13 protein-coding genes are annotated in these 13,771 nt (G+C 67.4%); 7 read left to right on the plus strand and 6 right to left on the minus strand.

Translation table 11 applies throughout. The features are described from left to right. The first annotated feature begins 1 nt into the window (after position 1). Positions 2 to 880 carry an alpha/beta fold hydrolase gene (locus ACWPW1_RS01060; RefSeq protein WP_323150035.1) on the plus strand — a complete coding sequence of 293 codons (879 nt, stop codon included), beginning with the start codon at positions 2 to 4 and terminating at the stop codon, positions 878 to 880. 104 nt (positions 881 to 984) lie between these two features. After that, positions 985 to 1,776 carry a phosphatase PAP2 family protein gene (locus tag ACWPW1_RS01065; protein ID WP_434775416.1) on the plus strand — a complete coding sequence of 264 codons (792 nt, stop codon included), beginning with the start codon at positions 985 to 987 and terminating at the stop codon, positions 1,774 to 1,776. Positions 1,777 to 1,782: 6 nt separating this feature from the next. Here the strand turns inward: ACWPW1_RS01065 and ACWPW1_RS01070 are convergent, their stop codons facing one another. The 6 genes from ACWPW1_RS01070 to choX all read right to left on the minus strand — a co-directional run bounded on the left by ACWPW1_RS01070 (position 1,783) and on the right by choX (position 6,547). Continuing rightward, the gene (locus ACWPW1_RS01070; protein WP_093253588.1) at positions 1,783 to 2,034 is read right to left on the minus strand and encodes a hypothetical protein; all 252 of its coding nucleotides are present in this window, start codon (positions 2,032 to 2,034) and stop codon (positions 1,783 to 1,785) included. A gap of 267 nt (positions 2,035 to 2,301) precedes the next feature. Further along, a complete protein-coding gene (locus ACWPW1_RS01075) occupies positions 2,302 to 3,264 on the minus strand; it encodes an alpha/beta hydrolase (RefSeq protein ID WP_454252288.1) in 963 nt (320 codons plus the stop codon). A 23-nt stretch (positions 3,265 to 3,287) separates the two neighbouring features. After that, positions 3,288 to 3,758 carry a thioesterase family protein gene (locus ACWPW1_RS01080; protein ID WP_434775418.1) on the minus strand — a complete coding sequence of 157 codons (471 nt, stop codon included), beginning with the start codon at positions 3,756 to 3,758 and terminating at the stop codon, positions 3,288 to 3,290. An 8-nt stretch (positions 3,759 to 3,766) separates the two neighbouring features. Next, the gene (locus tag ACWPW1_RS01085) at positions 3,767 to 4,711 is read right to left on the minus strand and encodes an L-carnitine dehydrogenase (protein WP_434775419.1); all 945 of its coding nucleotides are present in this window, start codon (positions 4,709 to 4,711) and stop codon (positions 3,767 to 3,769) included. Continuing rightward, entirely contained in the window at positions 4,708 to 5,595 is an 888-nt protein-coding gene (locus ACWPW1_RS01090; RefSeq protein ID WP_434775420.1) for a 3-keto-5-aminohexanoate cleavage protein, read from the minus strand. The genes ACWPW1_RS01085 and ACWPW1_RS01090 overlap by 4 nt, the downstream gene beginning before the upstream one ends. A 19-nt stretch (positions 5,596 to 5,614) precedes the next feature. Further along, the gene (gene choX, locus ACWPW1_RS01095; RefSeq protein ID WP_434775421.1) at positions 5,615 to 6,547 is read right to left on the minus strand and encodes a choline ABC transporter substrate-binding protein; all 933 of its coding nucleotides are present in this window, start codon (positions 6,545 to 6,547) and stop codon (positions 5,615 to 5,617) included. 155 nt (positions 6,548 to 6,702) lie between these two features. Here choX and ACWPW1_RS01100 point away from each other — a divergent pair, with 155 nt between their 5' ends. From ACWPW1_RS01100 to dgcB, 5 genes are all read left to right on the plus strand, one after another. Continuing rightward, entirely contained in the window at positions 6,703 to 7,686 is a 984-nt protein-coding gene (locus tag ACWPW1_RS01100) for a helix-turn-helix domain-containing protein (protein WP_434775422.1), read from the plus strand. A 131-nt stretch (positions 7,687 to 7,817) separates the two neighbouring features. Beyond that, entirely contained in the window at positions 7,818 to 8,795 is a 978-nt protein-coding gene (locus tag ACWPW1_RS01105; protein ID WP_059313099.1) for a dipeptidase, read from the plus strand. 88 nt (positions 8,796 to 8,883) lie between these two features. Further along, entirely contained in the window at positions 8,884 to 9,414 is a 531-nt protein-coding gene (locus ACWPW1_RS01110) for a DUF5943 domain-containing protein (protein WP_059313100.1), read from the plus strand. Between the two features lie 105 nt (positions 9,415 to 9,519). Then, a complete protein-coding gene (gene dgcA, locus ACWPW1_RS01115; protein WP_434775423.1) occupies positions 9,520 to 11,580 on the plus strand; it encodes a dimethylglycine demethylation protein DgcA in 2,061 nt (686 codons plus the stop codon). 165 nt (positions 11,581 to 11,745) lie between these two features. Beyond that, the gene (gene dgcB / locus ACWPW1_RS01120; protein ID WP_434775424.1) at positions 11,746 to 13,737 is read left to right on the plus strand and encodes a dimethylglycine demethylation protein DgcB; all 1,992 of its coding nucleotides are present in this window, start codon (positions 11,746 to 11,748) and stop codon (positions 13,735 to 13,737) included. Positions 13,738 to 13,771: the final 34 nt, after the last annotated feature.

Consider the following 13,771-nt stretch of genomic DNA (forward strand, 5'->3'; position numbering starts at 1 on the left):
GATGGACGGCCTCTTTCCGGGATTCGAGCAGCGGCGGTTGGACGTCGATGGCGTCGAGCTCAATTGCCGCGTCGGCGGCCAGGGCCCGGCGCTGCTCCTGCTCCACGGCCATCCCCAGACCCATGTCATGTGGCACAGGGTGGCGCCGCGGCTGGCCGAGCGTTTCACGCTGGTGGTCGCCGACCTGCGCGGCTATGGCGACAGCGCCAAGCCTGACGCGGGCACGGAGGCCTACAGCAAGCGCACCCTGGCGCGGGACAACGTCGAGCTGATGCGCCTGCTGGGCCACCAGCGTTTCGCGGTGCTGGCCCACGACCGTGGCGCCCGCGTCGCCCATCGCCTGGCACTGGATCATCCCGCTGTGGTGGAGCGGCTCATGCTGCTGGACATCGCCCCGACCCTGGCCATGTATCGGCAGACCGACGAGGCCTTCGCCCGCGCCTATTGGCACTGGTTCTTCCTGATCCGCCCGGCACCATTGCCGGAGCGGCTGATCGAAGCCGATCCGGAAGGCTATCTCAAGGGCGTGATGGGTACGCGCAGCGCAGGCCTGACGCCCTTTCCACCCGAGGTGCTGGCCGAATACCTGCGCTGCCTGAGCCTGCCTGGCACAGCTCGCGGCATTTGCGAGGATTACCGCGCCAGCGCCGGTATCGACCTGGCTCACGACCAGGCCGATCTGGACACCGGGCGCCGACTGGAGCTGCCGCTGCGGGTGCTCTGGGGCGCTGAAGGCACCGTCGGGCGCTGCTTCGATCCGTTGGCCGAATGGCGTCAGGTGGCCACCCAGGTCAGTGGTCGCGCCCTGCCAGGTGGTCATTACCTGGCGGAAGAAGTGCCGGACCTGGTGCTGGAAGAGGCCATGGCCTTTCTGGGTTGAATCGGCTGCCGCAAAGGAGTGTTGCGTCTTCTGTCGGCAACAAAGTGTGACGTCATCGAGGTGGAATCGGTCTATTCGTGAAATTTTCGTGAAAAGAGACCTCGATGAACGCTCCACTCTTCACCGCCACCTGGCAGTGGCGCCGACTGGCGCTCTGCCAGGGACTCGCCCTGGGCCTGCTGGTGCTCTGGCTCATTCCCGCCGTTCGGACCCAGTTGCTGGCGTTCGATGCCGGGCTGTTCCATGCCCTCAACGCGCCCCTGGCGCACTCTACTGCCTGGCTCTATCTCTGGACCTTCTTCAGCCTGCGACCGGTGGATGCCCTGGTCGGGCTGGTGCTGCTGGCCTTGCTGGTTCGCGGCGGCTGGGCCTATCCGACCCATCAGGTACGGCCGGCGCTGGCGACCTTCATCGGCCTGCTGGTGATCCTGCTGATCGTGCGAACCCTGCTGACCAAGGGCATCGAAGCCTGGGGCCTGCAGCATTCCAGCCCGTCCGACGTGCTCCCGGGCGCCTATCTGCTCAGCGATCGCTTTCCCGGGCTGGAGCATGGTTGGGAATTGAAGGACAGGTCCGGCGCCAGCTTTCCCGGCGACCATGCCTCGGTGCTGCTGCTCTGGGCGCTGTTCATGGCGCACTTCACCCGCGGCGGACGCCGCCTGGTGGTGGCCGCGCTGGCGATGCTGTTCATGCTGCCGCGCCTGGTGGCCGGCGCCCACTGGGGTTCGGATGACTACATCGGCGGCCTGGCGCTGGCCCTGGGCGTCATCAGCCTGGGCCTGCATACCCCGCTTGCAGCGGGGCTCGCCCACAGGGGTGAACGTCTGCTGACGCCACCCCTGCGTGGCCTGGGACGGCTACCGGTGCTGGGCCGCCTGAGTCTGCTGCGACCCTAGCATCCGCTAGGCACGCGTCGGGGCCAGGGCCGGCAGCAATTGCTGGTCGATGGCCTGGCGCACCGCCGGCAGCAGCGCCGCGCTGCCGGACAGCAATTCCTGGATCAGCTGGCGCAGGGCCTGGGCACGCTCCTGGTTGAGCCCGGTCACGGCCTGGCGACAGGCTTCGTCCGCGGTTGCCGCGGGCGTCACGTTGAAACCCAGCGCACGCAGGCGGTCGCGGAAGTCGTCCTGGTCGATCAAGTCGGCGATCATCATGGCACTGCCCTCTCAGGTGGAATGCCTGGATTCTCCCATTGGCGTCGCAGACGGCAAGCCGGGCTGGCGTCGCCGCATAGCCCGATGTCGTTTTTGGAAAGCGCTTCGCCGGCCAGCCAGGCAATGTAGGTTTATTACGACGCCCTGCCTGGACAATCTGCCGCAGGGTCAAAACCGACGTTCGCCGTTAGAATGCGCCCTATCCACGATATTTTGCGGTTGTTCGCCTCTAGAGCCGAGCAATCCACGGTTACACACTGAGGCCCATCAGGGCGTTTGAACCTCTTCCGTCTCCAGCGGTTGAGGTTTTTTTTTGTCTTTTGATAGGTTGGCCCCAGGTGCCAAGTCCAGTTCACCGCCGAGAAAGCGCTCCAGGGCACAGCGCAGGGCTTCGGCGCGCCGGCCCTGGGCGCGCAGTGCACCGTGCAGCAGGCCGGCGCCTTCCCACACCCGACAGGAGTTACCCGCCGCGCGCAGGGCGGCAGCATAGGCGCGGCCGTGATCAGCCAGAGGATCGCGCCGCGCCACGGCGACCAGGGCGGGTGCCAGCCCGCTGAAATCGCCAGCCTGCAGCGGCAAGGCGAGGGGATCCCGGCGATCTTCCGGGCGGGGCAGATAGGCATCCAGACAAGCTCGCCAGTCGGTCGCGCTCAGCAGCGGTGCCTGGGCCTGATGGCGCTCGCTGGGCAGCACCCGATCCGTCAGCGCGGGATAGATCAGTGCCTGGGCCCGCGGCTGGGCGCGACCCTGTTGGCGCAGCGCCAGGCACAGGGCCGCGGCGAGATTGCCGCCGGCACTGTCACCGGCCACCGCCAGCCGGCGCTCGTCCAACCCCAGTGCCTGGGCCTCACGTTGCAGCCAGTCCCAGGCCCGCCGGGCATCGTCCAGGGCTGCAGGGTAGGGATGCTCTGGCGCCAGGCGATAGTCCACCAGCAGCACCGCCAGCCCCAGTCGCCGCGCCAGCCGTGCCGCGAGAAAGCCGTGGGAATCCAGGTCGCCGAGCATCCAGCCGCCGCCGTGCAGATAGAGCAGGGCGGGGCGGTTGGCGCGGGCGTTCAGTGGCGCCACCAGCCGCAGCGGTACCCCAGCGGCACGGTGATCGCTGATCGCCAACCCCTGGTAGTCCGCTGGCGCCAGGGCCGCGCAGAGACGGGCATAGGCCTGGCGCTGGGCAGCGATGGCCGGAGCCTGGGTGGCGAAGGCCTGGCTGGCCGCGACGAAGGCGGCCATGTCCGCGGACAGCGGCGGTGTTCTCATCGCCGGGATGGGGGCAGGCCGATGACCCGCCCGACGTGCTCCGGCCAGGGCTCGTCCCGCTGCGCCGCCAGCCGGGTCGCCAGCCAGTCGTGCACCCGTGGCGCGAAGGGCGCGGAGCGGGGACCGTCCAGGTGGACGTGCAGGAGCAGCTGCTCGGAGGCGGCCAGCAGCTCGGCCTGCCCCTGGTGATGGAGGCCGAAGTGCAGGTGCAGGCGCTTGGCGTCCAGGGCCAGGAACCTCACCCGCACCTCCAATTGGGCGTCCGCCTTCACCTCGTGGAGGAAGTTGAGGTGGCACTCCAGGGTGAACAGCGAGTGCCCGCTGACGGCGCGGCCGGCAGCGTCCAGGCCCATGGCGTCCATCAGGGCGTCGGTGGCATGGCTGAAGATCAGCAGGTAGTAGGCGTCGCGCAGGTGGCCGTTGTAGTCGACCCACTCGGAGGCGACCGAAGTACGGTGGATGATCATGACCGCTCCTAATCCAAGATGCCGTGGCGCGCCTTGCATCCGGCAATGGCCGCCTGCACCGCCAGCAGGCAGTCGTCGCGATAGCGCTCCAGCGCCGCCAGTTCCAGGTCGCCCTGCTGGGCCTGGGTGCCCTCGACCACGGCGTCGATCAGGCCGTCGGTCAGCTCCGGAGCTTCCAGGTAGGTCCAGGGCAGCTTCAGCGCCGGGCCGAATTGCTGCATGAAGTGGCGCATGCCCGCCGGCCCGCCGGCCAGGGTGTAGGTAAGGAAGGTGCCCATGAACGACCAGCGCAGGCCGGCGCCGTAGCGGATGGCGTCGTCGATCTCGCCGGTGGTGGCGACCCCGTCGTTGACCAGGTGCAGGGCCTCGCGCCACAGGGCTTCGAGCAGGCGGTCGGCAATGAAGCCGGGCACCTCCTTGCGCACCCGCAGCGGCCGCATGCCCAGCTCGCGATAGAAGGCCTCGGCGCGCGCCAGGTTGGCCGTCGAGGTCTGGCTGCCGCCCACCACCTCCACCAGCGGCAGCAGATAGACCGGATTGAACGGGTGGCCCACCAGGCAGCGCTCGGGGTGCAGGGCTTCGGCATAGAAATCGCTGGGCAGCAGCCCCGAGGTGCTGGAGCAGATCAGGGCGTCGGGTCGCGCCGCACGACTGACCCGGGCATGCAGTTCGCGCTTGAGCTCCAGGCGTTCGGGGGCGCTTTCCTGGATGACGTCGGCGCTGGCGACCGCGGCGTCCAGATCGGTATGGAACGTCAGGCGGTCCAGGCTGGCACCGGGCGCCAGGCCCTGGGCCTCCAGCGCCGGCCAGGCATTGGCCAGGCGGGTGCGCAGGGCGGCTTCGGCGCCGGGCGCCGGATCCCAGGCGCGCACCTCCAGGCCCCGGGCCAGGGCCCGGGCGATCCAGCCGGCGCCGATCACGCCGGTCCCAAGGGCGGCGAAGACGGCGCTCATCGGGCACCTCCCAGCTGCATCTTCGTCCGGCCCTCGGCGGGGCTCAGGGCGCGCCCGCCCAGGCGTTCGATGATCTGGATGACCCGCTCCACCAGGCTGCCGTTGGTGGCGTGGACGCCCCGGTCCAGCCAGAGATTGTCTTCCAGGCCGACGCGCACGTTGCCGCCCAGCAGCATGGCCTGGGCGGCCATGGGCATCTGCATGCGGCCGATGCCGAAGCCGGCCCAGCAGGCGCCCGGCGGCAGGTTGTCGACCATGGCCTTCATGGTGGTGGTGTCGGCCGGGGCGCCCCAGGGAATGCCCAGGCACAGCTGGAACAGCGGATCCTTCAGCAGGCCTTCCTTGAGCAACTGCTTGGCGAACCAGAGATGGCCGGTGTCGAAGATCTCCAGCTCGGCCTTCACTCCCAGTTCGGTGATGCGCCTGGCCCCCGCGCGCAGTTGCGCGGGCGTGGAGACATAGATGAAGTCGCCGTCGCCGAAGTTGAGGGTGCCGCAATCCAGGGTGCAGATGTCCGGGCGCAACTCTTCGATGTGCAGCAGGCGGGTGAGGGGACCGACCAGGTCCGAGCCGGGGCCGAAGTCGGTGGGTGTCTCGCCTGGCCCTATCTCCAGGTCACCACCCATGCCGGCGGTGAGGTTGACGATGATGTCGACGTCCGCCTCGCGGATGCGCTCGACCACCTCTCGATAGAGGGCCACGTCGCGGCTGGGCTTGCCGGTGGCGGGGTCGCGCACATGGGCGTGCACCACGGTGGCGCCGGCGCGGGCGGCCTCCAGGGCGGCTGCGGCGATCTCTGCCGGGGTGACGGGAACATGGGGATTGCGGCCTACGGTATCACCGGCGCCGGTCAGGGCGCAGGTAACGATGACATCGGTGTTCATGGGGTCTGTCCTTGGGCGATCAGAGCTTGATGGCGGCGGGCTGGCCAGCGCGGGTGGTCACGCCCTGGAGGAAGGCGTCGAGGCGTTGCGGGTTGTTCTTGAGCCAGGCGCGCGCAGCGTCCTTGGGTGCGGTGCGCTCCAGGATGGGGGCCATCACGGCGCTGACCTCGGCGCTGTCCATGTGCAGGTTGGCGAGCAGGCGCTGGACATTGGGGCAGCGCTGCGGATAGTCGGCGGTGGTCACCACCGAGACCGTGGCCTGGCCTTCGTTGGGGCCGAAGACATCCTCGCTGCCGGTCAGGTAGCGCATCTTGATCTGCAGATTCATGGGGTGCGGCTTCCAGCCGAAAAACACGATCCATTCCTTGCGCTTCTCGGCCCGGCGCACGGCGGTGAGCATGCCCGCCTCGCTGGATTCCACCAGCTGGAAGTCCTTGAGGCCGAAGCGGTCGGTCTTGATCATCTCGGCGGTGCCGCGATTGGCGCCGCTACCCGGCTCGATGCCGTATATCTTGCCGCCGAGCTTGTCCTTGAAACGGGCGATGTCGGCAAAGGTCTTCAGACCGGCCTGGTAGACGTACTCGGGTACCGCGAAGGTGGACTGGGCATCGGCCAGCAGCGGCGGGGCCAGCACCTTGACCTGACCCTTGTCGACGAAGGGCTGCACCACCGGCTGCATGGTGGGCTGCCAGTAGCCGAGGAAGACATCCAGGTTCTTGTCACCCATGGCCGCCATGATGATCTGTTGCGAGGCAGTGGTCGGCTTGACCCCGTAGCCGAGGCCTTCGAGCATGACCTCGGCCAGGGCGCTGGTGGCGACCACGTCGGTCCAGCCGACGACGCCCAGGCGCACGGTCTGGCAGCTGTCGGGATCGGCGGCGCGGGCGCTGCCTAGGGTGGCGGCGAGGAGGCCGCAGGCGAGGAGGGTGGCACTAAAGGTCTTGTTAGGCATGGCGAACTCCCTGGGTCGGCGGGCCGAGGATGACTGCCGGTGCCTTCTACCCTAGGCGCCTTGCCGGACCGGCATGCGCAGTCCGACGACCGGAATTTGCACCCTGGCGACCTTCTTGCTTGCCAAAGCGGATCGTTACCGAGGACGCCCCACCCATGCCGCAGTCCTTTGCCTTTCTCCTGCTGCCCGGCTTTTCCGCCCTGGGCTTCATCGCCACCCTGGAACCCCTGCGGGTGGCCAATCGATTCCGCCCAGGCAGCTATGACTGGCGCATCCTTGGACGTGACGGGGCAGCGGTCACTGCCAGCAACGGCATGTCGGTCAATGTCGACGGCGGCCTGGACGCGCTGGCGCCGGGCACCACCCTGTTCGTGGTGGCCGGTTTCGAGCCCCTGGCCCATTACGACGATGGCCTCGCCGGCTGGCTGCGTCAGGTCGCCCGCCATGGGCATCCCCTGGGCGGCATCGACACCGGCGCCCTGGTGCTGGCCCGCGCCGGCCTGCTCGATGGCCATAGGGTCACCCTGCACTGGGAGGCGGTGGCGGCCTTCCGCGAAGCCTGGCCGCAGCTGGCGGTGACCGGCGAGCTGTTCGAGATCGACCGCGGCCGCATCACCTGCGCTGGCGGCACGGCCAGTCTCGATCTGCTGCTGGAGCTGATCGGCCGCAGCCACGGCAGCGAACTGGCGGTGCAGGTCTCCGAGCAATTCGTGCTGGGCCGCATCCGCCCGCCGCGGGAGCACCAGCGGCTCCAGGTGGCCCAGCGCTATGGCATCGCCAATCGCAAGCTGATCCGCGTGGTGGAGCGCATGGAGCGCCATACCGAGACGCCCCTGGGTACCCTGGAGCTGGCCGCCGGTATCCAGGTGACCCGCCGCCAGCTGGAGCGGCTGTTCCGGCTCTATCTGCAGACGACGCCCTCCACCTTCTATCTGCAGCTGCGCCTGGACCGGGCGCGCCAGCTCCTGCAGCAGGGCGAGGCCAGCGTGCTGGACGTGGCTCTGGCCTGCGGCTTCGAGTCCGCCTCCTATTTCTCCCGCTGCTACCGGCAGCGCTTCGGCCTGAGTCCGCGGGAGGATCGGCCCCGCCGCGAGGGCCGGCTGTCGGCGGACGAGCTCGCCACGGTCGCTGACCGCTAGCGCGCGCCCAGGCCTGACGCTTCTGGTGATACCCCTGTCGTTTTTGCATCCGGTCGGCCGGAACCCCGGGGCTATGCTGGCCTCGAATCGCCGGCACCCGTTCCGGCGCGAGACCTACGCCGGAGCCCGTCATGAATGCCACCGAACTCCACGCCGACAGCATCGTCATCGACGGGCTGATCATCGCCAAGTGGAACCGCGAACTCTTCGAAGACATGCGCAAGGGTGGCCTGACCGCCGCCAACTGCACCGTCTCGGTATGGGAGGGCTTCCAGGCGACGGTCAACAACATCGCCGCTAGCCAGAAGCTGATCCGCGAGTGCAGCGACCTGGTGGTCCAGGTGCGCACCACCGCCGAGATCCGCCAGGCCAAGGCCCAGGGCAAGACCGGCATCCTGTTCGGCTTCCAGAATGCCCATGCCTTCGAAGACCAGATCGGCTACGTCGAGATCTTCAAGCAGCTCGGCGTGGGCATCGTGCAGATGTGCTACAACACCCAGAACCTGGTGGGCACCGGTTGCTACGAGCGTGACGGCGGCCTGTCCGGCTTCGGCCGCGAGATCGTCGCCGAGATGAACCGCGTCGGCATCATGTGCGACCTCTCCCACGTCGGCTCCAAGACCAGCGAGGAAGTCATCCTCGAATCCAAGAAGCCGGTCTGCTACTCCCACTGCCTGCCCTCGGGCCTCAAAGAGCATCCGCGCAACAAGTCGGACGAAGAACTCAAGTTCATCGCCGATCACGGCGGCTTCGTCGGCGTGACCATGTTCGCTCCCTTCCTGGCCAAGGGCATCGACTCGACCATCGACGACTACGCCGAAGCCATCGAGTACGTGATGAACCTGGTCGGCGAAGACTCCATCGGCATCGGCACCGACTTCACCCAGGGCCACGGCCATGACTTCTTCGAGTGGCTGACCCACGACAAGGGTTACGCCCGCCGCCTGACCAACTTCGGCAAGATCGTGAACCCGCTGGGCATCCGCACCGTGGGCGAATTCCCCAACCTGACCGAGACCCTGCTCAAGCGCGGCATGCCCGAGCGCACCGTGCGCAAGGTCATGGGCGAGAACTGGATGCGCATCCTCGGCGACGTCTGGGGCGAGTGATCCCGACGAACCCTTTCCACCCCTTTGTGATCGTCGGGCTTCGCTAGCGCTCAACCCGACCTACGACCCTCTGTTCTGGAGTATCCGCATGGCCAGCCACGCCCCCGAAATGCCCATCCAGGTCGACGACGAAACCGGCGTCTGGACCACCGACGCCCTGCCGATGCTGTACGTACCTCGGCACTTCTTCGTCAACAACCACATGGGCATCGAAGAAGTCCTGGGCGCCGACAAGTACGCCGAGATCCTCTACAAGGCCGGCTACAAGTCGGCCTGGCACTGGTGCGAAAAGGAAGCCGAATGCCATGGCATCAACGGCGCCGCGGTATTCGAGCACTACATGAAGCGCCTGTCGCAGCGCGGCTGGGGCTTGTTCGAAACCCAGAAGCTCGACCTGGAAACCGGCTACGCCGAGGTCAAGCTCAAGCATTCCGCCTTCGTCTACGTCTACGGCAAGGTCAATCGCAAGGTGGACTACATGTTCACCGGCTGGTTCTCCGGTGCCATCGACCAGATCCTGGCCGCCAAGGGCAGTGCCATCCGCACCGTCACCGTGCAGGAATACAGCGGCTCCGAAGAAGGCCATGACGACGGCCTGTTCGTCACCCGTCCGAAGTAACGTCACTCCAGCGGGTGGGGGGCGACCCGGTCGCCACCACCCCCGCGACACCCAAGAGCAAGAGCGCGGCTCAAGACCGCGCACCAGCCGATCGAGGAGAAGGTCATGGCCTTCGAAGCAATGTTCCAGCCGATCCAGATCGGCAAGCTCACCATCCGTAACCGCGTGCTCTCCACGGCTCACGCCGAGGTCTACGCCACTGACGGCGGCATGACCACCGACAGATACGTCAAGTATTACGAAGAAAAGGCCAAGGGCGGCATCGGCCTGGCCATCTGCGGGGGCTCCTCGGTGGTCGCCATCGACAGCCCGCAGCACTGGTGGAGTTCGGTCAACCTGGCCACCGACCGCATCATTCCGCACTTCCAGAATCTGGCCGACGCCATGCACAAGCATGGCGCCAAGATCATGATCCAGATTACCCACATGGGGCGCCGCTCGCGCTGGGATGGCGGCCACTGGCCGACCCTGATGTCGCCGTCGGGCATCCGCGAGCCCGTGCACCGCGCCACCTGCAAGACCATCGAGCCGGAAGAGATCTGGCGGGTGATCGGCAACTTCGCCCAGGCCGCGCGCCGGGCCAAGGCCGGTGGCCTGGACGGCGTCGAGCTGTCCGCCGTGCACCAGCACATGATCGACCAGTTCTGGTCGCCGCGCGTCAACAAGCGCACCGACGAATGGGGCGGCAGCTTCGAGAACCGCATGAAATTCGGCCTGGAAGTGCTCAAGGCCGTACGCGCCGAGGTCGGTGACGACTTCTGCGTCGGCATGCGCATCACCGGGGACGAATTCCACCCGGATGGCCTGTCCCACGACGACATGAAGCAGATCGCCAAGTACTACAGCGACACCGGCATGCTCGACTTCATCGGCGTGGTCGGCTCGGGTTGCGACACCCACAACACCCTGGCCAACGTCATCCCCAACATGACCTATCCGCCGGAGCCCTTCCTGCACCTGGCCGCGGGCATCAAGGAAGTGGTCGATGTCCCGGTGCTGCACGCCCAGAACATCAAGGACCCCAACCAGGCCACCCGCATCCTGGAAGGCGGCTATGTCGACATGGTCGGCATGACCCGTGCGCACATGGCCGACCCGCACCTGATCACCAAGATCAAGATGGGCCAGATCGACCAGATCCGTCAGTGCGTCGGCGCCAACTACTGCATCGACCGCCAGTACAACGGCCTGGACGTGCTGTGCATCCAGAACGCCGCCACCAGCCGCGAATACATGGGCCTGCCGCACATCATCGAGAAGTCCACCGGACCCAAGCGCAAGGTGGTCGTCGTTGGCGGCGGTCCCGCCGGCATGGAGGCCGCCCGCGTCTCGGCCGAGCGCGGCCATGACGTCACCCTGTTCGAGAAGCAGGAGCAGCTGGGTGGCCAGATCACCCTGGCCTCCCGTGCACCGCAGCGCGACCAGATCGCCGGCATCACTCGCTGGTACCAGCTGGAGCTGACGCGCCTGGGCATCGATCTGCGCCTGGGCACCGCTGCCGATCCGGCGACCATCCTCGACCTGCGGCCGGATATCGTCATCCTGGCCAACGGCGGCCACCCCTTCCTGGAGCAGGTCGATCACTGGCATGCCGCCGAGGGCCTGGTCGTCAGCAGCTGGGACATCCTTTCGGGCAAGGTCGAGCCAGGCAAGAACGTGCTGGTGTACGACACCATCTGCGAATTCACCGGCATGTCCGTGGCCGACTACCTGGCCGACAAAGGGGCCCAGGTCGAGATCGTCACCGACGACATCAAGCCGGGCGTGGCCATCGGCGGGACCACCTTCCCGACCTACTACCGCAGCCTCTATCCCAAGGAAGTGATCATGACCGGCGACCTGATGCTGGAAAAGGTCTACGCCGAGGGCGACAAGAAGATCGCGGTACTGGAGAACGAATACACCGGCGCCCGCGAGGAGCGCGTGGTCGACCAGATCGTCATCGAGAACGGCGTACGGCCGGACGAGGGGCTCTACTACGCCCTCAAGGAAGACTCGCGCAACAAGGGCCAGATGGACATCGAGGCGCTGTTCGCCATCGAGCCGCAGCCTGCGCTCGGCGAGACCGGCAACGGCTACCTACTCTACCGGATCGGTGACTGCGTGGCCCAGCGCAACACCCACGCCGCCATCTACGACGCCCTGCGCCTGTGCAAGGACTTCTAAGACGGCCTAATCGCTGCTCGAAAAGTCGCGGCCATGGGCCGCTCCTACAGGCTCCGAACGTCCCTCGTAGGAGCGGCCCATGGCCGCGATAGCTCACCTTCTGCGGCCTCCGGCGCTTTGCTACCCCGGCCGCGCCTGCGGGGCCCGCCCTGTGAGGATAGATCGATGTTGAACACCATCCTCCCCATCCTGCTCTTCGCCGCCCTGGCCCTTACCGTGATCGGCGCCGTGCGGCGTTTCAGTCTCTGGCGACAAGGGCGTCCGGCCGAGGTCGACTGGCTCGGCGGGCTGTTGAAGATGCCGCGGCGCTACCTGGTGGATCTGCACCACGTGGTCGACCGCGACAAGTACATCTCCAAGACCCACGTGGCCACTGCTGGCGGTTTCGTCCTGGCGGCCCTGCTGGCCATCCTGGTGCACGGCTTCGGCCTGCACAGCCGCATCCTCGGCTGGGCGCTGCTGGCGGCCACCGCCTGCATGTTCACTGGCGCCCTGTTCGTTGCCAAGCGCCGTCGCGATCCGCCGGCGCGGCTGTCCAAGGGCCCCTGGATGCGTCTGCCCAAGAGCCTGCTGGCCTTTGCCGCAAGCTTCTTCATCGCCACCCTGCCGGTCGCCGGTATCCTCCCGGAAGGCTTTGGCGGCTGGATTCTGGCCGCGGTCCTGGCGGTCGGCGTGGCCTGGGGCGTATCCGAGATGTTCCTCGGCATGACCTGGGGCGGCCCCATCAAGCACGCCTTCGCCGGTGCCCTGCACCTGGCCTGGCACCGTCGCGCCGAGCGCTTCAGCACGCCGCACAACGCCAGCGCCGCGCGCTCCAGTGGCCTCAAGGCCCTGAACCTGCACGATCCCAAGGCGCCGCTGGGCGTGGAAAAGCCCGCTGACTTCACCTGGAACCAGCTGCTCGGCTTCGACGCCTGCGTCCAGTGCGGTCGCTGCGAGGCCATGTGCCCGGCCTTCGCCGCCGGCCAGCCGCTCAACCCCAAGAAGCTGATCCAGGATATGGTGATCGGCCTCAAGGGCGGCAGCGATGCCCATTACTTCGGTTCGCCCTATCCGGGCAAGCCGGTCGGTGAGCACGCGGGTGGTCCGCACCTGCCCATCGTCGCGCGTCAGGGCAAGGCCCTGGTGGACGCCGAGACCCTCTGGTCCTGCACCACCTGCCGTGCCTGCGTCGAGGAATGCCCGATGATGATCGAGCACGTCGATGCCATCGTCGACATGCGCCGGCACCTGACCCTGGAGCGCGGCGAGACGCCGAACAAGGGCGCCGAGGTGCTGGAAAATCTCATCGCCACCGACAACCCCGGCGGCTTCGCCCCCGGTGGCCGCCTGAACTGGGCCGCCGACCTGGACCTGCCGCTGATGAAGGACAAGGGCCAGGCCGAGGTGCTGTTCTGGGTCGGCGACGGCGCCTTCGACATGCGCAACCAGCGCACCCTGCGCGCCTTCGTCAAGGTGCTCAAGGCGGCCAAGGTGGACTTTGCCGTGCTCGGCCTGGAAGAACGCGACAGCGGCGACGTGGCCCGCCGTCTGGGTGACGAGGCCACCTTTCAGCAACTGGCCAAGCGCAATATCGAGACCCTGAGCCAGTATCGCTTCCAGACCATCGTCTCCTGCGATCCCCACAGTTTTCACATGCTCAAGAACGAATACGGCGATCTGGGTGGCCACTACCAGGTGCAGCACCACAGCACCTTCATCGAGACCCTGCTCAGCCGTGGCTCCCTGCATCTCGGGCAGCATGCCCTGGCCGAGCAGGGCGCCACCATCACCTATCACGATCCCTGCTACCTGGGCCGCTACAACGGCGAGTACGAGGCGCCGCGTGCGGTGCTCAAGGCGCTGGGCATCGCGGTCAAGGAGATGGAGCGTTCCGGCTTCCGTTCGCGCTGCTGCGGCGGTGGCGGCGGAGCGCCCATCACCGACATCCCCGGCAAGCAGCGGATTCCCGACATGCGCATGGCCGACATCAAGGAAACCGGCGCCGAGCTGGTGGCCGTGGGCTGCCCTCAGTGCACCCTGATGCTGGAAGGCGTGGTCGCCCCGCGTCCGGAGATCAAGGACATCGCCGAGCTGGTGGCCGAAGCCATCGTCGAAGCACCGGTGGACAGCAAGCCGGCCGCCGCGCGGCGGCCAGTGGCGGAGGCCTTGTCGTGAGTGCGGTTTGTGGCCCCCTCACCCTGACCCTCTC

The sequence above is a fragment of the Pseudomonas sp. Marseille-Q7302 genome, assembly GCF_965111925.1.

Coding starts and splice junctions, on each gene's coding strand:
- ACWPW1_RS01110 (WP_059313100.1), top strand. CDS start 8,884: ATGGCCAGCCACGCCCCCGAAATGCCCATCCAGGTCGACGACGAAACC.
- choX (WP_434775421.1), bottom strand. CDS start 6,547: ATGCCTAACAAGACCTTTAGTGCCACCCTCCTCGCCTGCGGCCTCCTC.
- ACWPW1_RS01070 (WP_093253588.1), bottom strand. CDS start 2,034: ATGATGATCGCCGACTTGATCGACCAGGACGACTTCCGCGACCGCCTG.
- ACWPW1_RS01105 (WP_059313099.1), top strand. CDS start 7,818: ATGAATGCCACCGAACTCCACGCCGACAGCATCGTCATCGACGGGCTG.
- ACWPW1_RS01100 (WP_434775422.1), top strand. CDS start 6,703: ATGCCGCAGTCCTTTGCCTTTCTCCTGCTGCCCGGCTTTTCCGCCCTG.
- ACWPW1_RS01090 (WP_434775420.1), bottom strand. CDS start 5,595: ATGAACACCGATGTCATCGTTACCTGCGCCCTGACCGGCGCCGGTGAT.
- dgcB (WP_434775424.1), top strand. CDS start 11,746: ATGTTGAACACCATCCTCCCCATCCTGCTCTTCGCCGCCCTGGCCCTT.
- ACWPW1_RS01075 (WP_454252288.1), bottom strand. CDS start 3,264: ATGGCCGCCTTCGTCGCGGCCAGCCAGGCCTTCGCCACCCAGGCTCCG.
- ACWPW1_RS01065 (WP_434775416.1), top strand. CDS start 985: ATGAACGCTCCACTCTTCACCGCCACCTGGCAGTGGCGCCGACTGGCG.
- ACWPW1_RS01085 (WP_434775419.1), bottom strand. CDS start 4,711: ATGAGCGCCGTCTTCGCCGCCCTTGGGACCGGCGTGATCGGCGCCGGC.
- ACWPW1_RS01060 (WP_323150035.1), top strand. CDS start 2: ATGGACGGCCTCTTTCCGGGATTCGAGCAGCGGCGGTTGGACGTCGAT.
- dgcA (WP_434775423.1), top strand. CDS start 9,520: ATGGCCTTCGAAGCAATGTTCCAGCCGATCCAGATCGGCAAGCTCACC.
- ACWPW1_RS01080 (WP_434775418.1), bottom strand. CDS start 3,758: ATGATCATCCACCGTACTTCGGTCGCCTCCGAGTGGGTCGACTACAAC.